16 protein-coding genes are annotated in these 16996 nt (G+C 75.4%); 3 read left to right on the top strand and 13 right to left on the bottom strand.

Annotated elements, in window-relative coordinates:
• Window positions 1-758: 758 nt before the first annotated feature.
• Window positions 759-1568: a PIG-L deacetylase family protein gene (locus tag Aru02nite_RS09565; protein ID WP_203656757.1), complete on the bottom strand. Its 810-nt coding sequence runs from the start codon at window positions 1566-1568 to the stop codon at window positions 759-761.
• Window positions 1569-1885: 317 nt separating this feature from the next.
• Between Aru02nite_RS09565 and Aru02nite_RS09560 the strand changes: the two genes are divergently transcribed.
• A complete protein-coding gene (locus Aru02nite_RS09560; protein WP_203656748.1) occupies window positions 1886-2968 on the top strand; it encodes an MGDG synthase family glycosyltransferase in 1083 nt (360 codons plus the stop codon).
• 130 nt (window positions 2969-3098) lie between these two features.
• Complete coding sequence (locus tag Aru02nite_RS09555; protein WP_203656746.1) at window positions 3099-3572, top strand: carboxymuconolactone decarboxylase family protein; 474 nt, start codon at window positions 3099-3101, stop codon at window positions 3570-3572.
• A gap of 138 nt (window positions 3573-3710) precedes the next feature.
• Here the strand turns inward: Aru02nite_RS09555 and Aru02nite_RS09550 are convergent, their stop codons facing one another.
• The 12 genes from Aru02nite_RS09550 to Aru02nite_RS09495 all read right to left on the bottom strand — a co-directional run bounded on the left by Aru02nite_RS09550 (window position 3711) and on the right by Aru02nite_RS09495 (window position 15114).
• Window positions 3711-4970, bottom strand: a complete 1260-nt coding sequence (locus Aru02nite_RS09550; protein WP_203656745.1) for an MFS transporter — start codon at window positions 4968-4970, stop codon at window positions 3711-3713.
• Between the two features lie 55 nt (window positions 4971-5025).
• Window positions 5026-5508 (bottom strand): hypothetical protein, encoded by a 483-nt coding sequence (locus Aru02nite_RS09545; RefSeq protein WP_203656742.1) that lies wholly within the window; start codon window positions 5506-5508, stop codon window positions 5026-5028.
• A gap of 59 nt (window positions 5509-5567) precedes the next feature.
• Entirely contained in the window at window positions 5568-6638 is a 1071-nt protein-coding gene (gene alc, locus Aru02nite_RS09540) for an allantoicase (RefSeq protein WP_203656740.1), read from the bottom strand.
• A complete protein-coding gene (allB, locus tag Aru02nite_RS09535; RefSeq protein WP_203656738.1) occupies window positions 6635-7948 on the bottom strand; it encodes an allantoinase AllB in 1314 nt (437 codons plus the stop codon). Before allB ends, alc begins: the two co-directional genes overlap by 4 nt.
• Window positions 7945-8325 (bottom strand): allophanate hydrolase-related protein, encoded by a 381-nt coding sequence (locus Aru02nite_RS09530; RefSeq protein ID WP_203656736.1) that lies wholly within the window; start codon window positions 8323-8325, stop codon window positions 7945-7947. Before Aru02nite_RS09530 ends, allB begins: the two co-directional genes overlap by 4 nt.
• Window positions 8326-8419: 94 nt before the next feature.
• Window positions 8420-10720 carry a xanthine dehydrogenase subunit D gene (pucD, locus tag Aru02nite_RS09525; protein WP_239076569.1) on the bottom strand — a complete coding sequence of 767 codons (2301 nt, stop codon included), beginning with the start codon at window positions 10718-10720 and terminating at the stop codon, window positions 8420-8422.
• A complete protein-coding gene (locus Aru02nite_RS09520; RefSeq protein WP_239076568.1) occupies window positions 10717-12069 on the bottom strand; it encodes an 8-oxoguanine deaminase in 1353 nt (450 codons plus the stop codon). Before Aru02nite_RS09520 ends, pucD begins: the two co-directional genes overlap by 4 nt.
• Window positions 12066-12533: a (2Fe-2S)-binding protein gene (locus tag Aru02nite_RS09515; protein WP_203656734.1), complete on the bottom strand. Its 468-nt coding sequence runs from the start codon at window positions 12531-12533 to the stop codon at window positions 12066-12068. Before Aru02nite_RS09515 ends, Aru02nite_RS09520 begins: the two co-directional genes overlap by 4 nt.
• Complete coding sequence (locus tag Aru02nite_RS09510; protein WP_203656732.1) at window positions 12524-13405, bottom strand: FAD binding domain-containing protein; 882 nt, start codon at window positions 13403-13405, stop codon at window positions 12524-12526. Before Aru02nite_RS09510 ends, Aru02nite_RS09515 begins: the two co-directional genes overlap by 10 nt.
• A 9-nt stretch (window positions 13406-13414) precedes the next feature.
• The gene (gene pucL, locus Aru02nite_RS09505) at window positions 13415-14287 is read right to left on the bottom strand and encodes a factor-independent urate hydroxylase (protein WP_203656730.1); all 873 of its coding nucleotides are present in this window, start codon (window positions 14285-14287) and stop codon (window positions 13415-13417) included.
• A gap of 3 nt (window positions 14288-14290) precedes the next feature.
• On the bottom strand, window positions 14291-14617 hold the full coding sequence (gene uraH, locus Aru02nite_RS09500) for a hydroxyisourate hydrolase (RefSeq protein WP_239076566.1): 327 nt from the start codon (window positions 14615-14617) through the stop codon (window positions 14291-14293).
• On the bottom strand, window positions 14614-15114 hold the full coding sequence (locus Aru02nite_RS09495; RefSeq protein WP_203656728.1) for a 2-oxo-4-hydroxy-4-carboxy-5-ureidoimidazoline decarboxylase: 501 nt from the start codon (window positions 15112-15114) through the stop codon (window positions 14614-14616). Before Aru02nite_RS09495 ends, uraH begins: the two co-directional genes overlap by 4 nt.
• Window positions 15115-15313: 199 nt before the next feature.
• Here Aru02nite_RS09495 and Aru02nite_RS09490 point away from each other — a divergent pair, with 199 nt between their 5' ends.
• Window positions 15314-16804, top strand: coding sequence for a PucR family transcriptional regulator (locus Aru02nite_RS09490; protein ID WP_203656726.1), 1491 nt, complete (start codon window positions 15314-15316; stop codon window positions 16802-16804).
• Window positions 16805-16996 lie beyond the last annotated feature (192 nt).

The raw sequence follows: 16996 nt of genomic DNA, 5'->3' as shown, positions 1-16996 counted from the left end.
CTTCGCGGCCGGGTGCTTCGGCGCCGCGGGGCGCTTCGCGGCCGGGTGCTTCGCGGCCGGATGCTTGGGCGCAGCCGGGTGCTTCGCGGCGGGGTGCTTCTCGGCCGGGTGCTTCGGCGCCGCGGGGTGCTTCGGTGCGGCCGGATGCTTCGCGGCCGGATGCTTGGGCGCAGCCGGGTGCTTCGCGGCGGGATGCTTGGCGGCCGAGTGCTTCGGCGGGGGCGGTGGCTTGGGCGGGCTGGACGACGGCGACGGGCTGGGGGACGGCGGGTGGGTGGCCCGGGCGGCGACCGGTGCCCCGGCGAAGGTCTGCGGCGGGCTCGACGCCGACGGTGCCGCGCCCTCCTCTCTGGTACCGGGTGCGCCGCGTGCGGGGGTGCCGGGGCTGGCCGACGGGGCGGGGGACGAACGGGACGGCGCGGCCGGGGCCGGGACGACGGCGGGCGCCGCGGCGCGGCCCGTACCGGGGGCGGCGGTCGGCAGGAGCGCGTACGGCGAGGCGGGCGGGACGGTCAGGGCGACGGCGACGGCAGCACCGAGTACGGTCGCGGCGGCAAGGCCGGGGCGCGGCGTACGCGGGTGCCGGCGCATCGGTACCTCGGATCGTCGGGGCTGTCACGGTGCGGTCGACGTACCCATGGCGGGCGGAAGTCGACCTTCCTCACTGTCCGCCCGCGCCGCGTTCCGCGCCCCCGCCGGACCGGCACAGTCGTCCGAACCGGGACGCCGGACCGCCCGATCGTGTTACCCCGGCCGGGTCAGTCGGCGTGCGCGATCTCCGCGGCGGTGGTCCAGCGGGCGAGCAGCCGGGTGCCGCGCCGGGTGCCGTGGTTCTCGAACCATTCGACGGTCCAGTCCGTCTCGTCCCAGATGGCGCGCAGGGCGAGCACGTCCCGGCCGTACCCGGTGGTGGTGAGGTCGCGCAGCGGCGCGGTGCCGAGGCCCGGGTAGTACACGTCGCAGGCGGCCTGTTTGGCGGCGGTCGCGGCGTCCGGCAGCGGCACGGCGAACGGGAACCCGCCGCCGCCGGCCAGCCCGACCGGTTCGGGTGCGAGGCCGGCCTCGGCGAGGGTCAGCTCGGCGAACAGTACCTGCCGGATCGGCAGGCAGGCGGCGAGCACGATGGGGAACTTGCAGGCGGCGACGGCGGCGTGCACGGCGATGTGGTCGGGGTGGCGGGTGATGCCCTGGTCGCCGGTGGTCAGCACGATGTCCGGGTCGAGCGCGGCGGCCACGGTACGGATCGCGCCGGCCAGCTCGGCCCGGTCCGCCCGCGCCGGACTGTACGGCCCCGGCACGTGGCCGTAGTCGCGCCAGCGGCCGGCGCCACCGAGCGGGATGGTGCGCCGGGCGCCGAGCAGGGCGCACGCCTCGCGCCACTGGTCGCTGCGCTGCTCGGCGGCGCGTACCCAGCCTTTCTCGCCGTCCTCCGGCCGCCACAGCGCGCCTTCCCCGAGGGTCGCGGAGAGCACCGACACCTCGGCGCCGGACGCGGCAAGCCCGGCGAGAACCCCGCCGAGGAACAGCGTCTCGTCGTCCGGGTGCGCGACGACCGCAAGTACACGCATGACACGCAGACTACGGACCGGCCTCACCCGCGGTGCCCCGGAGTGTCCGGTCCGGCCGCCGCCAGGGCGTGCGAACGTGCCACCCGTACGGGTGAAATATGCCCTGATGAGGCTGTTTGCCGACGAACGCGATGCCGGTGGGTACGGTCACCGTCGCCCATTCGGGGCGGAACGACGATTCGCGCCATCTGACGGCGGCCGGGTCACCGGGTCGTCACCCGCCCGCGGCCGTCGGTACGCCCGCCGGCAAGCCGCCGTGCGACCGGTACCGGCAGGGTGACCGACGAACGGGCAGGTCGCCGCGAAAGGGACACCGGATGCGAGGCAACGGGCATGTGGTCGTCGTGTCGGCCAGCGTCGGCGCCGGGCACGACGGCGCCGCACGGGAGCTGGTCCGCCGGCTCCACGCGCACGGCTACGACACCGACACGTACGACTTCTGTCGGCTGCTGCCGGCCCGCTCCGGCGACCTGGTACGCAACGGGTACCGGTGGCAGCTGCGCCGGGCGCCGCGCAGCTACCAGTGGCTGATCGGCGCGCTGGAACACCCCTGGCTCTCCGCCGGTACGGCCGCGCTGACCGCCGGCGCCGACCGGCGGCTGCTGCGTACGGTGCGGTCCGACACGGTGGCCGTGCTGTCCACGTACCCGCTGGCGAGCCTGGCGCTGGGGCGGCTGCGGCGACGCGGGCTGCTCGGCGTACCGGCGGTGACGTACCTGACGGACCTGTCGGTGCACCCGCAGTGGGTCGGCGCCGGCGTCGACGCGCACCTGGCCCTGCACGAGTCGACGGCCGAGGCGGCGCGGCTGCTCGGCGCCACCGGCGTACGGGTGGTGCGGCCGGCGATGGACCCGCGGTTCCGGCCGGCGACCGGGCCGGACGAGGTGGCCGCGGCGCGCCGCCGGTTCGGTTTGCCGGCGGGGCGGCTCGCGCTGGTGGTCACCGGTTCGCTCGGGCTGGGCGAGCCGGCCGGTACGGCGGCGGACGTGGCCGCCACCGGCCTCGCCACCCCGGTCGTGGCCTGCGGCCGGCATCCCGCGCTGCGCCGCCGGCTCGCCGACCGGCCCGACGTGGTGGCGCTCGACTGGGTCGACGACATGCCGACCCTGCTGCGCGCCTGCGACATCGTCATCCAGAACGCCGGCGGGCTCAGCTCGCTGGAGGCGCTCGCCACCGGCATCCCCGCGATCACGTACCGGTGCATCCCGGGGCACGGGCGCGCCAACGCCCGCGCGCTCGACCGGGCCGGACTGATCCCGTGGGTCACCACGCCGGACGGGCTCGCGCCGGCGCTGGCGTACCACCTGGGTCGGCGGGTGGACCGCGACCCGTTCGGGCCGGCGCCGGACCCGGTCGACCTGCTCGCCGGACTGGCCGGCGCGGCACCCGCCGCCGCCTGAGATCCCGGCGCGGCACCCGCCGCCTGAGATCGCAGCGCGGTGACCGGAGTCACCGCCAGGGCTGTCACACTGTCCGCCGCCACGGTGTCTATCCGGTGAAGGCAACCATGCTGGAGCAGGGAGAAGAACCGTGGAAGCACGACTGAACTACTTCGAGAACCCCGTCGCCACCAAGTTCGTCAAGGGTCTCATCGGCGCCGGGCGTGCCGTCGCCAACTCGTCCCTGCCCGAGTCGACCGTGCTGCTGGTCGAGATCCGCGCCAGCCAGATCAACGGCTGCGGGTACTGCGTCGACATGCACACCAAGGACGCCGCCGCGGCCGGCGAGACCGACATCCGGCTGCACCTGGTCGCCGCGTGGCGCGAGGCCACCGTGTTCACCGAGGCCGAGCGCGCCGCCCTGGAACTCGCCGAGCAGGGTACCCGGATCGCCGACGCGGCAGGCGGAGTCAGCGACGAGCTGTGGGCCACCCTGCGCAAGCACTACGACGACGAGCAGCTCGCCGCGCTGGTCTGCACGCTCGCCGCGATCAACGCGTTCAACCGGCTCAACGTCATCACCCAGCAGCCGGCCGGCGACTACGTCCCCGGCCAGTGGAGCTAGCCGTACGCCTCGCGCGAGGCCCGCGTACCGCTCCGGCGGGCGCGGGCCGCCGCGTGTCCGTGCCGCCGCGGTGCCCGGCCGCACCGGGTCGACAGCAGCACCGCGGTGCACTGGAAGCGTTGCGGCGCAAGGGTTCCGTCAGGCGGCGTCGCTGCGCGGTGCCTCGGTGGCGGTACGGCGGCGCAGCGGTGACGCGGCGGCGAGCCCGGCGCCGAGGAGCATCACGGCGCCGCTGACGACGAGCGTGGCGCGCAGCCCGACCGCGGCACCGAGTACGCCGCCGAGGAGGGCGCCGAGCGGCTGCGTGCCGTACACGAGGAAGCGCCAGGTGGCGTTGACGCGGGAGAGGAGCCCGGGCGGGGTCAGCGTCTGCCGCACCGTCTGCTGGTTGACGCCGTACAGCGCGGGACCGGTGCCGCGCAGCAGTTGTGCCAGCACCGGTACGGCGACGAGCAGTGCGGGCGGGCCGGCGGTGGCGGCGAGCACCGGGCCACCGACGCCCGCCAGTACCATCCCGGCGACGAACGCGCGGCCAGGCCCGAGCCGGCGCGTGACCGGGGTGGCGAGCAGCGCGCCGAGGATGCCGGCCAGACCGGCGACGGCGACGAGCAACCCGACCGCCGTGGTGCCGAACCGCAGCGTACGGACCAGGTAGAGGAGCAGGACGACGGCCTGGAGCTGGCCGCCGAACGCGCCGAGGGTGGCCGCGAGGGTCACCGCGCGAAGCACGGGATCGCCGACCATGGCACGGATTCCGGCGACGACGTCGGCGCGCAGCGAGGCCCGCGGGGCGACCGGCGCGAGCACCGGCCCGGGCGTACGGATGCGGGCCTTGCAGGCGAGCGCGACCACGAACGACACCGCGTCGGCGACGATCGCGACGGGCGCGCCGAGCGCCGTCACGAGCAGCCCGGCGAGCGCGGACCCGCTGGTGTCGACGGTCGCGTTGCTCAGCATCAGCGCGCTGTTGGCCGGCAGCAACCGTTCCCGCGGCACCAGGTGCGGGGTGAACGACTGCGCGGTGACGGTCTCGAACAGGTTGCCCGCGCCGGCCAGCAGGACCACCACGTACAGCTGCCACATGGCGAGCAGGCCGGTCAGCGCCAGCACCGGCACCGCGGCGAGCAGTACGGCCTGGGCGGCGTCGGCGAGCACCAGCACCCGCCGGTACGGCAGGCGCCCGATCCACACGCCCGCGGGAAGCCCCAACACCAGATGCGGCACCAGCGCGGCGGCGCCGAGCAACCCCATCTGTACCGGGGAGGCGTCGAGCAGGCCGACGGCGGTCAACGGCAGCGCGACGCGGGTGACGCTGGATCCCAGCAGCGACACCGTGTTGCCGGCGAACAGCCGCCGGAAGTCCGGGTACCGGCCGAGCACCCGGGGCGCGTGCACCATTCGCCGCACCGTACCCGGATCGGGCGGGATCGCCCACCGTGCGGCGGATCCGCGGTCAGGACGAGCGCACCAGCCGCAGCACGCCGAGGCCGCCGCGCACCGCGACGGCCTCGAAGCGTACGTCGTTGAGCGAGGCGAACCGGCCCTGCCGCGGCCCCGAGCCGATCGCGCCGCTCACCCCGGCGGCGAGCGTGATGTCGATGCCCGCCGCGCCCACCGAGTCGACCGTGACCGTGCCCCCGCCGTTCCGGTCGGCGAACCGGAACGAGGTGCCCGCCTCGACCAGCACCTCGCACGTACCGTCCGCGCACGCCGCGGTGTTGCGGCCGTCCCGGGCGCGCATCGGCCCGCTGGTCAGCGGCGGTCCCGTCGTCGGGGAGGGCGACGGCGACGCGGTGGCCGACGACGGCCCGGATCTGGTGGCCGACGACGACCGGGTGGCCGACGGTACGGGCCGCGCACCCCCGTTGTGCGACGCGCAGCCCGCGCCGGCGAACACCCCCAGCGCGGTCATCGTGACGGCGACGGTACGACGCATGGCGCCCTCCCTTCGCCGCACGTTGTACCGGCACCCCGCCGGGACCGGTCCCGCGCGCGTCACCGCAGCGCGGCGACCTCCGGCGGTACGACGGAGTGCGGGCGGGTGGCGCGCAGGCGCTGGCGTACGTCGGCGGGGTGGTGGGCGAGGACGGCGTCGGCGTGGGCCGCGGGCAGGGCGTTCCACCAGCGGAGGGTGGCGGCCGTACGGGCGTCGGCGGTGGGCGTGCCGTACAGGCGGAGACGGCCGAGACCGCCGTCGGGCAGGATGTCGAGCCGCACGCGCCGCACCGCGCGGTCGCCGGCGAGCCGGAACCGGTGGTACGTGTCGGGTTGCAGGCGCGTCTCGGCGAGCAGCGTGACACCGGCGGGATCGGTTGCGGTGAGCCGGATCCCGCCGGGCGCGTTGCCGAGGAAACGGCGCGCGTCGACCTCCGCGACCCGCGGCACCCCGGGTACGCCGAGCGCCAACTCGACCCACTCGTTGCCCGGGGTACGCCGGCGGGCGGTCTCCCAGCCGTCGCCCATGGTGCGGCCGGGGTCGGGCAGCAGAAGGTTGTCGGGCGGGGCGAAGAAGCCGTCACTGGCGGCGACCGCCCGCCCGCCGAGCGCGGCGGCGACGAGGTCGACGGGGCCGGCGAGGTCGCGCGGGTCGGGTACCGGGTCGCCGTGCACGCGCAGCCGCGCGACGCCCCCGTCGGGCCGGATCCGCAGCCGTACGTGGGTGTAGCGGTGCGGGTCGGTGACCGGGAACTCGTGCACGGCGTCGCCACCGAGCGGGGTCTCCGCGACCAGCGGTACCCAGTCGGTCAGTTCGTCGACGGTCGGGTACCCGTCGGCGGCGGTGGCGTCGACGGCGCAGCGCGGCGGGTAGTTGCCGACGAAGTACGCGGTGTCGACGACGACGGTGCGCACCACGCCGGGCGCGCCGAGCCGTACCACCGCCCAGTCCTCGCCGGGGGTACGCCGGCGGCGGGTCTCCCAGCCGTCGTACACCTGGCCGTGGCCGTCGAACGTGTGCGCCGCGTGGGTCGGCGCGGCGGGCTCGATCAGGTTCTCCTTGGCGGCGAAGAAGTCGTCGTTGGCGGCGATCACGGTGCCGCGCAGCGCGGCGGACGCCAGGTCGGTCATCGGGCACTCCCCTGTCCGGCGAGCAGCCGCCCGGCCGCCGCGCCCTCGTCGGTCACCGCGACACCGCGCAGCCAGGTACGGCGGACCACGCCGGTCAGCGTCCACCCCGCGTACGGGCTGACGGGGTGCCGGTGCCGCAGCCGTGCCACGTCCACCGTGAACGTCTCGTCCGGGGCGAACGCCACCAGGTCCGCGTCGCACCCGACCGCCAGGGATCCCTTGGTACGCAAGCCGACCAGCGCGGCGGGCCCGCTCGCCATCCACCGTACGACGTGAGCCAGCGGGTACCCGCGGCGGCGGGCGCCGGTCCACGTGAGCGGCAGGCCGAGCTGGAGCGAGGAGACGCCGCCCCAGGCCGTCGCGAAGTCGCCGCTCTCCTTCAGGTCCGCGGTGGCCGGCGAGTGGTCGGACACCACGCAGCCGACCGTACCGGCGGCGAGGTGGTGCCAGAGCCGTTCGCGGTTGGCGGCGTCACGTACCGGCGGGCAGCACTTGGCGGCGGTCAGCCCGTCCGGGATCGTCTCGGCGGCGAGGGTCAGGTAGTGCGGGCAGGTCTCGGCGGTCAGCGGCGAGCCGGCGATCAGCGGCGCCACCCCGGCGGACGACACGTGCAGGACGTGGATCCGCGCGCCGGTCCGTTCGGCCAGGTCCGCCAGCCGTGCCACCGCCCGGTACTCGGCGGCCGGCGGCCGGCTGTCCAGGAACCCGGCGTACCGGCGGCCCGGTGCGGGCTCGCGCAGTTCGGCGGGGTCCTCGGCGTGCACGATCAGCAGCGCACCGAGCCGGGCGGTCTCGGCCGCGACGGCCTCCAGTTCCGCCGGCGACAGGTGCCCGAACTCGGCCACCCCGGACGGCGACAGGAAGCACTTGAACCCGAACACGCCGGCCTCGTGCAACCGGGCCAGTTCGGGCAGGTTTCCCGGGACCGCGCCACCCCAGAAGCCCACGTCGACCCGGCAGGCGCCGTCCGCCGCGGCCCGCTTGGTACGCAGCGCGGGCACGTCCACGGTCGGCGGGATGCTGTTGAGCGGCATGTCGACCAGCGTGGTCACCCCGCCGGCCGCGGCCGCCGCGGTCGCCGTCGCGAACCCCTCCCACTCGGTACGCCCGGGCTCGTCGACGTGCACGTGCGTGTCGACCAGGCCGGGCAGCAGCGCCACGTCCGCCAGGTCCACGTCGCTGTCCGCACCCCGGCGGCTCGCGTACTCCTCGACGGCGACGATCCGTCCACTGTGGACGTACACGGCGGCGGGGCGCTCGCCGTCGGGCAGCACCGCGCGCCGGGACCGTACGACGAGGTCCGCGGTCACGGGCGCGCCGCCCGGTACGCGTGCCAGTCGCCCAGGTCGGTGATGTCCGCCAGCTCCCCCCGCTCCGGTACGTCCCGGCGCAGCACGGTGGCGAGCGCCCACGCGCCGTCGACGAGTTCGACCGCGCCGAGTTCGAGGTCGTCGGGTTCGGCGGGGAGCAGGGCGCGGCCGAGCGTGGCGAGCGGCAGATCGTACAGCTCGCCGCCGAAGCTGCCGCCGCCCGACTCGACCCGCCGCAGCGCCGGAAACCGCCCCGCCACGGCGAAGCACCGGTACGCCGGGGCGGTGCGGGTGACGGCGACCAGCGGTGCGCCGCCCAGCTGGTCGTGCAGCCGGCCGCCGCGCATCCCGTCCCCACTCAGGAACATCAGGGCCATCGCGTCCTCCTCGTACCGGGCGGGTGTCCCGCCGCGTGGCTGGATCCGTCCACATCGGACAGTGGGCGGGTGCTGCGGTACCGGACCGTACGACTCAGCCGGTGATGTCCTGCGGGCGTACCGGGATGCGGGTGAGCGGGCGGCCGGTGGCGGCGCGGATCGCGGCGACGACCGCGGGGGCGGCCGAGATCGTCGGCGGCTCGGCCACCCCACGCAACCCGTACGGCGCGTGCGGGTCGGCCAGTTCGAGTACCTCGACGGGCATCGGCGGCGTGTCGAGGATCGTCGGGATCAGGTAGTCGGTGAACGACGGGTTGCGGACGATGCCGCCCTCGACCTGGATCTCCTCCATCAGCGCCAACCCCATCCCCTGCACGCTGCCGCCGTGGATCTGGCCGACGAGCGCGCCCGGGTTGACGGCCTTCCCGACGTCCTGCGCGGCGGCCAGCTCCACCACCCGGACCAGGCCGAGTTCGGTGTCCACGTCGACGACCGCGCGGTGCGCGCAGAACGCGAACTGCAGGTGCGCGAAGTCCTGCCGGCCGGTGTCCGGATCCATCGGCGCGGTACGCCGCGGCCGGTACACGGCGGTCTCGTCGATCTCGCCGTCCGCCAGCAGCTCCGCCAGCGGTACGAGTACCGCGCCGCCCGCGTCGACCACGTTGCCACCGGCCAGGTCCAGCCCGTCCCGTACGCCGGTGCGGGCGCGGGCCCGGTCGAGTACCCGGTCGCGGACCGCACGGCAGGCGGCGCGCACCGCCCCACCCGTCAGGTACGTCTGGCGCGACGCCGACGAGGATCCGGCGTTGCCCATCGACGTGTCGGCGGGCGGGATCACGACCCGGTCGACGCCCAGTTCGGTCCGCGCGATCTGCTGCTGCACCGTGACGTGGCCCTGCCCGACCTCCACCGCCGCGGTCCGTACGACCGCCACCGGCTCGCCGCCGACCACGCCCAGGCGTACCCGGGCGGTGGAGTGGTCGTCGAAGCCCTCGGAGAAGCCGACGTTCTTGAAGCCGACGGCGTACCCGATGCCGCGGCGGACGCCCTCGCCGTGCGTGGTGTTGCCGGCGCCGCCGGGCAGCCCGAGCGGATCGGTGCCGGGATCCGTTGGTGGCACAGGCATGTCGCGTACTGCGGTGAGGATCTCGCGGACCGCCGCGGCGCTGTCGACCACCTGCCCGGTCGGCATCGTCGAACCCTGGTGCAGCGCGTTGCGCAGCCGCAGCTCGACCGGGTCGAGGCCGAGCGCGGCGGCCAGCCTGTCCAGCTGCGACTCGTACCCGAAGGCGGCCTGGACGGAGCCGAACCCGCGCATCGCCCCGCACGGCGGGTTGTTGGTGTACATGCCCCACACGTCCATGTGCACGTTCGGCACCTCGTACGGGCCGGCGCCGAGGCTCGTCGCGTTGCCGACCACCGCCGGCGTGCTCGACGCGTACGCCCCGCCGTCGAGGACCACTGATCCCTTGACGTACACCAGTTTCCCGTCCCGCGTCGCCCCCGTCTCGTACGACAGGGTCGCCGGGTGGCGGTGCACGTGGCCGAAGAAGGACTCCTCGCGGGAGTACACGAACTTGACGGGGCGTCCGGTGCGCAGCGCCAGCAGGCACGCGTGGATCTGCATGGACAGGTCCTCCCGCGCGCCGAACGCGCCGCCCACGCCGGCCAGCGTCAGCCGTACCTTGTCCTGCGGCAGGCCGAGGCACGGCGCGATCTGGCGCTGGTCGGCGTGCAGCCACTGGGTCGCCACGTACAGGTCGACGCCGCCGTCCGCGGCGGGCACCGCCAGCCCCGACTCCGGCCCGAGGAACGCCTGGTCCTGCATGCCGATCGCGTACTCCCCGCGCACCACCACGTCCGCCGTGGGCGCGGGGTCACCGCGCCGGATCCGGGCGTACCGGACGATGTTGCCGTCCGGGTGGACCCGGGGCGCGTCGTCGGCGCGGGCCGCGGCGGCGTCCGTGACCGGCTCGCGTACCGCGTAGTCGACGCGGATCGCCGCCACCGCACGGCGTGCCGTCTCCGGGTGGTCGGCGGCCACCACCGCCACCGCCTCGCCCTGGTACCGCACCTCGTCGATCGCGAGTACCGGCTGGTCGCTGACGACGAGGCCGAAGTGCTTGCTGGGGCCGGGAATATCGGCGTGCGTGAGCACCGCGTACACGCCGGGCAGGGCGAGCGCGGCGGAGGTGTCGACGCCGCGGATCCGGGCGCTGGGGTGCGGGCTGCGCAGCGTCGCGCCCCACAGCATGTCGTCGGCCCACAGGTCCGAGGAGTACGCGAACTCGCCGCGCACCTTCAACACCCCGTCGGGTCGCTGCGGGCTGTGGCCGATCCCGCCGGCCACGTCCGCCGTCAGGTCCTGCGCGGTACGCGCCGGCACGGTGCTCACCGCCCCGCCTCCCGCATCCGCCGCGCCTGTACCCGGAGCCGCCGGCCGGCGTCCACTGTGGACACCGTACGGAGGGTGCCGCCGGACACCACCGGACGGCCGCCCACCAGCAGCGTGTCCACCGGCGGCGGCGGGCCGAGGACGAGCGCCGCCACCGGATCGGCGATGTCGCCGTGGTCCAACCCGTCCAGCCGCCACACGGCGATGTCGGCGAGCTTGCCGACCTCCAGCGACCCCAGTTCGGTGTCCCGGCCGAGGCACCGGGCACCGCCGAGCGTCGCCATCCGCAGCGCCTCCCGTACGCCGAGGGCGGTGGGGCCGCCGCGCCCGCGGGCCGCGAGTACCGCCTGGCGCAGCTCGGTCACGAGCCCGCCGTCCTCGTTGGACGCCGGCCCGTCCACCCCCAGCCCGACCGGTACGCCGGCGGCCAGCAGCTCGCACACCGGGCTCACGCCAGACCCGAGGCGCCCGTTGGAACTCGGGCAGTGCGCGGACCCGGTCCCGGTGTCCGCCAGCCGCGTCACGTTCGCCGCGGACAGGTGCACGGTGTGCGCGAGCCACACGTCGGATCCCAGCCACCCCAAGCGTTCCAGGTACTCCACCGGCGTGCAGCCGTGCTCGTCGAGGCACTGGCGTTCCTCGTCGAGGGTCTCGGCGAGATGCGTGTGCAGCCGCACCCCGTACTCCCGCGCCAGGTCCGCCGCACCCCGCAACAGCCCGGTACTGACGGAGAACGGCGAGCACGGCGCGACGCCGACCCGTACCATCGCGTCGGGTGCCGGGTCGTGGAACTTCTCGATCGCGGCGGCGGTCGCGGCGAGCGCGCTGCCGGTGTCCTCGACGATCGTGTCCGGCGGCAGCCCGCCGTCCGACTCGCCGCGGTCCATCGACCCGCGCGTCGGGTGGAACCGCAGCCCCACCTCGGTCGCGGCGGACACGGTGGCGGACAACAGATCCCCGACGCCGGCCGGGAAGACGTAGTGGTGGTCGGTGGACAGCGTGCAGCCGGTCAGCGCGAGCCGGGCGAGGCCGGCGGTGGCCGCCGCGTACACCACGTCGGCGTCCATCCGCGCCCACGCCGGGTAGAGCTGCACCAGCCACTCGAACAGCGTCGCGTCCACCGCGAGCCCCCGGTACGCCCACTGGTACAGGTGGTGGTGGGTGTTGACGAGGCCGGGCGTGACCAGGCAGCCGGTGACGTCGACGCGCCGGCCGGGTTCGTCGGCGGGCGGCGGACCCGGCCGTACGGCGGCGATCCGGCCACCGTCCACGATCACGTGCCCCACCGGGTACTCGTCGCCCGAGACGGTCACCACGTACCCGCCGGCGAGCACCGTACGGCCGGTCACGCCGGGCTCCCGGCGGCCAGCCGTACCGCGTCGAGGATCTTCTCGTACCCGGTGCACCGGCACAGGTTGCCGGACAGCGCCTCGCGGATCTGCGCGTCGTCCGGCGACGGTACACGGGCCAGCAGGTCGTGCGTGGCGACGATCAGGCCGGGTGTGCAGAAGCCGCACTGCACCGCGCCGGCCGCCAGGAACGCCCGCTGCACCCGGTCCAGCTCGCCGTCCACAGTGGACAGACCCTCCACGGTACGGACCGCGTGGCCGGCCGCCTGCCCGGCCGCGACCAGGCACGCGCACACCGGCCGGCCGTCCAGGTACACCGTGCACGAGCCGCACTCGCCCTGCTCGCAGGCGTTCTTGGCGCCGGGCAGCCCGGCCCGCTCGCGCAACGCGTAGAGCAGGCTCTCGCCCTCCCAGACGTCGTCGAGCACCCGCTCGGTGCCGTTGATCTCGATGGTCACGCGCATCGCCGTCCCCCGTCCCGAAACTCCCGCCACGCCCAGGTCAGCGTCCGCCGCGCCAGCACCGCCAGCGCCGTCCGCCGGTACGCCGCGGTCGAGCGCACGTCGTCGATCGGGTCGGCCGCCGCCGCGACAAGCTCCCCGAAACGCTGCACCAGCACCGCCGGCAGCGGCGACCCGACCGTCCACAGTCGACGGTCCGCGAACTCCGCCCCCGCGTACGCCTCGGCGTCCGGGCAACGGCGCGGGGTCGGCGCCGCCGAACCGATCGCCACGCGTACCGCGCCGGTCGCGGGGGCCAGCTCCAGCGCCAGCGAGCAGACCGCGATGACCATCGCGTTGCGGGTACCGACCTTCGCGAACTGCTGCGGCCCGGCCGCGACCGGCACGTGCACCGCGGTGATCAGTTCGTCGGCGGCCAGCGCGGACCGCTTCACCCCCAGGTACCAGTCCGCCGCCGGTACCAGGCGGGTGCCGCGCGTGGAGGCCACCTCGACCGTCGCGCCAGCCGTCAGCAGCGGCGGGTGCGCGTCGCCCGCCGGGGACGCCGAACCGAGGTTGCCGCCGACCGTGCCGCGGTTGCGGATCTGCGGCGAGCCGACCGTCCGCGACGCCATCGCCAGGCCGGGCAACGGATCCGCCAGCTCCGCCATGATCCGCGCGTACGAGACGCCGGCGCCGAGCCGTACCGTGTCGGCGGTGCGGTGCCAGGTGTCCAGCTCGGCCAGCCCGGCGAGATCGAGCAGCGCGCCGGGCCGCCGCCGGTCGAAGTTCATCTCGACCATGACGTCCGTACCGCCGCGGATCGGCACCGCGTCGGGCCGCTCGGCGCGCATCGCCAGCGCCTCGTCGAGCGTGCGCGGTCTCAGGAAGTCCACCGCCGCCCCCTACAGCTCCACCAGCGCCGCGGGCGCGTCGTCACGCCGCACGGTCCCCTCGACCAGCCCGTACGGCCGGTCGCCGGCAAGGAACACCGCGTTCGGGTTGTCCCGGCCGAACGGCGCCAGGTCCACCAGGTAGTGGTGCCGGTTCGGCAGCGACAGCCGCACCTCGACCAGCTCGTCCCGCTCGGCGAGCACCTGCCGGCCCATCGCGTAAAGGGTCTGTTGCAGGGACCGCGAGTACGTGCCGGCGAACGCGGCGAGCAGGGCCCGGCGTACGGCGGCGAACGAGGCGGCCCAGTCGCCGTCCGTGCCGCGGTGCCGCCAGCGGGCGTCGATGTCCGTGGCGAGGATCCGGTCCTTCGTCTCCGGCAGCGTCGTGTACCGGTCGACAGCGTACCCGACGAACTCCGAGTCGGTGGTGTTGAGCACGGTCAGCCCGCGCAACCCGGACACCACCTCGGTACCGGCGGCCGCGTCGTGCACCACCCGCGCCGTCCGGGTGTACCGGCCGGACCGGCTGAACGAGTGCGGCGCCGGCCCGTCCGCGCCCTCGATCCGGTCCCACTCGTACTCGGCGAGCGTCACGACCGCCCGGCCGATCGCCGGCTGCGTCGCGACGAAGTGCCGCGCCAGCCGCAGCCCGAACTCCTCCACCTCGCCGACCCCGTCCGCGGCGAAGGCGTACACGGTGTTCTTCTGGGTGTCGGTGGGCAGCACGTGCGCGTTGTCGCCGGACAGGTGCACGGCGGTCAGCTCGCCGGACAGCGCCACGTCGACCGTCAGGTCGGTGATCCGGTGCCACGCCTCGCCGCGGTCCACCCGCACCAGCCGCACCCCGGCCTTGCCGTACCGGTTGTCGCCCAGGACGATCGCCATGCGTCAGCTCCCTCGGTAGGTCGAGTACGCGAAGGGGCTGAGCAGCAGCGGCACGTGATGGTGCCCGGCGCGCACCGTGAACGTCACCGCCACCTCCGGGTAGAACCCGTCCGTCCCCGTCGCCGCGAACCACGCCCCCGTGTCGAACACCAGCCGGTACGTCCCCGGCGGCAGCTCGGCCGCCGCCCGCCACCGCCCGTCGTCGGACGTCACCCCCGCCTCGTCCACCTGCCCGCCCGGCGCGGCCAGCGGCCCCGTCAACCGCACCGGTACACCCGCCGCCGGGCCACCCCGTACCGCGTCGAGGACGTGCGTGGACAGCGTGCTCACCGCCGCACCGCCAGCTCGTCCAGCAGCCGCCCCAGCCGCAGCCGGGCGATCGCCGCCAGCTCCCGCCGTACGACGGCGCGTTCGGTCGCCGGGTCGTTGTCGAGTCGTTCCCGCAACGCGGCCAACACCTCCCCGGCGCCCAACCCGTCCGCGCACACCAGGAACACGTGCCCGAACCTCCGCCGGTACTCCTCGTTCGCGGCGGCCAGCTCCCCCGGGTCACCGTCCGCCGCCGCCGACTGCTCGGTCGCCGACCACGCCGCGGAACGACCCGTACCGGGGCGGCCGATCGGTGGATGGTCGGCGAGCGCCACCACCACCGCCGGCCAGTCCAGACCCGCCGAGGCCCGGTCCGCCGCGCCCACCACCGCCACCCGGTCCGCGTACGGCCGGCCGGCGGCGACCGCGTCCGCCCAGCCCGGGGCGGCGCAGCAGACCCGCAGCCGGTCGCGGGCGTCGGCCGCACCGTTGAACGCGCGTACCCCGTCGTCGGTCACCCAAACTCCCCCGCACGCCGGTGGCTGTCGGACCCGCCCAGTAGAACCCGGCGGGACGGACCGAACCAGGCACGGAAGCTCCGAAAGCGGCGGTCCGACGCGTCCCGCCGCTCGTACGTTCCTACGAGGGTGCGGGGGCTACCGTGGGTGGGCGGTCCGCCGAGGAGGACACCGTTTGAGGATTCGTACCCTGCTGGACATGCCCGATCTCCGGCTTCGCCTGCTGACCGGGGACACCGCGCTGGACCGGCAGGTGCGCTGGGTGTACACGACGGACCTGCGCGACCCGCGGCGCTACCTGGACGGCGGCGAGCTGGTCCTCACCGGCATGATGTGGCGCCGCGACCCCGCCGACTCCGAACGGTTCGTGGCGGCGCTCGCCGCCGGGCACGTCGCCGCGCTCGCCGCCGGGTACGGCGGGAGCGACCTCGCCGGCGTACCGGACGACCTGGTCGACGCCTGCCGCAAACACGACGTCGTACTCCTGGAGGTGCCGGCGGAGGTGTCGTTCGCCGCCGTCACCGAACGGGTCGCCCGCGAACTGTCCGCCGGCGGGGACGGTCCGGACGCCGGCGCCGCCCGCTGGCGGGACGCGCTCAACGCCCTGGTCGTCGCCGGAGCCGGTACGGGCGCGGTCTGCGCGCTGCTGTCCGACGAGACCGGCATGGACTGCTGGCTGCTGTCCGCCGGCGGGCGGCTCGTCGCCGGCGCGGACGGGCTGCCCGCCGGCACCCGTACCCGGCTCGCCCGGGCGTACCTGTCGGCGGACGCGCTGCCGCGCCGGGTCCGCGTCGACGGCGGCACGTACACGCTGATCGCGGTGGCGCCCCGGCAGCAGCGCATCGCCGGCTGGTGCCTCGCGCTCCGCGGCGACGTCGACACCGCCCCGCCGTACGCGAAGGGCGCGGTGACCGAGGTGTGCACGCTGCTCGCGCTCGAATGGTCCCGGTACGACGAGGCGCTCGCGGTCGCCGCGCGGCAGGGCGAGCACCTGGTCGCGCCGGCGGCCTCCGCGGCGGAGACGGCGTCCCGGCTGGCCGTCGCCGGCTTCGACGCGGACGAACCGGTCGCCGTGGCCGTCGCGTACGGCGAGCCGGGCGTACCCGTGCTGCGGGAACTGTGCGCCGGGCTCGACGGCCGCTGGCTCGTCACCCGGCACGGCGAGGAGGCGGTCGCGGTCGTCCCCGTCGCCCTCGACCGGTACGACGCGCTCCTCGCCGACCTGCGCGCCCGCGCGGCCACCCTGTCCGCCGGGATCGGCGGCTGCCGGCTCGGCATCGGCGTGAGCACCGCCGCGGCCGCGTCCGGACTGCCCGCCGCCGCCGACGAGGCACGCCACCTGTGCCGGCTCGGACACCGGGCGCCGGGCCGGATCCGCGTCACCGACTCCGGCGAACTCACCTCGCACACGCTGCTGCTGTCCAGCGTGCCCGACGACCTGCGCCGGTCGTTCCGCGGGCGGCTGCTCGGCCCGCTGCTCGACTACGACACCCGCCACCACACCGAACTCGCGTACACCCTGGAGGTGTTCCTCGCCTGCGACGGCTCCTGGACCCGTACCGCCGAACGGCTCCACCTGCACGTCAACACCCTGCGGTACCGGATCGGCCGGATCGAGCGGCTCACCGGCCGCGACCTGTCCCGCTTCACCGACCGCGTCGACCTCTACCTGGCCCTCCGCACCCCCTGATCCCCTCGTACGCCCGCGTCGGGTCGACGCGGTGGTACGAACGGCCGAGCCGGGTCGGGCCGCGCGGTGCTGTCTTTCCGTTGATCTTGCTGGTATGATGCGGATCCCTTGTGTGCCAAGGGATCTAGGGTTGCGGTCGTCCGACCCGACCGACGAGGGGATCCCCCGGCATGTGCTACGACGACTCGGCCC

Source organism: Actinocatenispora rupis (assembly GCF_016861975.1).
Classification (GTDB): domain Bacteria; phylum Actinomycetota; class Actinomycetes; order Mycobacteriales; family Micromonosporaceae; genus Actinocatenispora; species Actinocatenispora rupis.
The sequence above is the reverse complement of the archived record's forward strand: the minus strand, read 5'-3'. Positions and strand labels throughout refer to the sequence as shown.

Coding starts and splice junctions, on each gene's coding strand:
- Aru02nite_RS09560 (WP_203656748.1), top strand. CDS start 1,886: ATGCGAGGCAACGGGCATGTGGTCGTCGTGTCGGCCAGCGTCGGCGCC.
- alc (WP_203656740.1), bottom strand. CDS start 6,638: ATGACCGACCTGGCGTCCGCCGCGCTGCGCGGCACCGTGATCGCCGCC.
- Aru02nite_RS09530 (WP_203656736.1), bottom strand. CDS start 8,325: ATGGCCCTGATGTTCCTGAGTGGGGACGGGATGCGCGGCGGCCGGCTG.
- pucL (WP_203656730.1), bottom strand. CDS start 14,287: ATGGCGATCGTCCTGGGCGACAACCGGTACGGCAAGGCCGGGGTGCGG.
- Aru02nite_RS09515 (WP_203656734.1), bottom strand. CDS start 12,533: ATGCGCGTGACCATCGAGATCAACGGCACCGAGCGGGTGCTCGACGAC.
- Aru02nite_RS09545 (WP_203656742.1), bottom strand. CDS start 5,508: ATGCGTCGTACCGTCGCCGTCACGATGACCGCGCTGGGGGTGTTCGCC.
- Aru02nite_RS09565 (WP_203656757.1), bottom strand. CDS start 1,568: ATGCGTGTACTTGCGGTCGTCGCGCACCCGGACGACGAGACGCTGTTC.
- Aru02nite_RS09490 (WP_203656726.1), top strand. CDS start 15,314: ATGCCCGATCTCCGGCTTCGCCTGCTGACCGGGGACACCGCGCTGGAC.
- Aru02nite_RS09550 (WP_203656745.1), bottom strand. CDS start 4,970: ATGGTGCACGCGCCCCGGGTGCTCGGCCGGTACCCGGACTTCCGGCGG.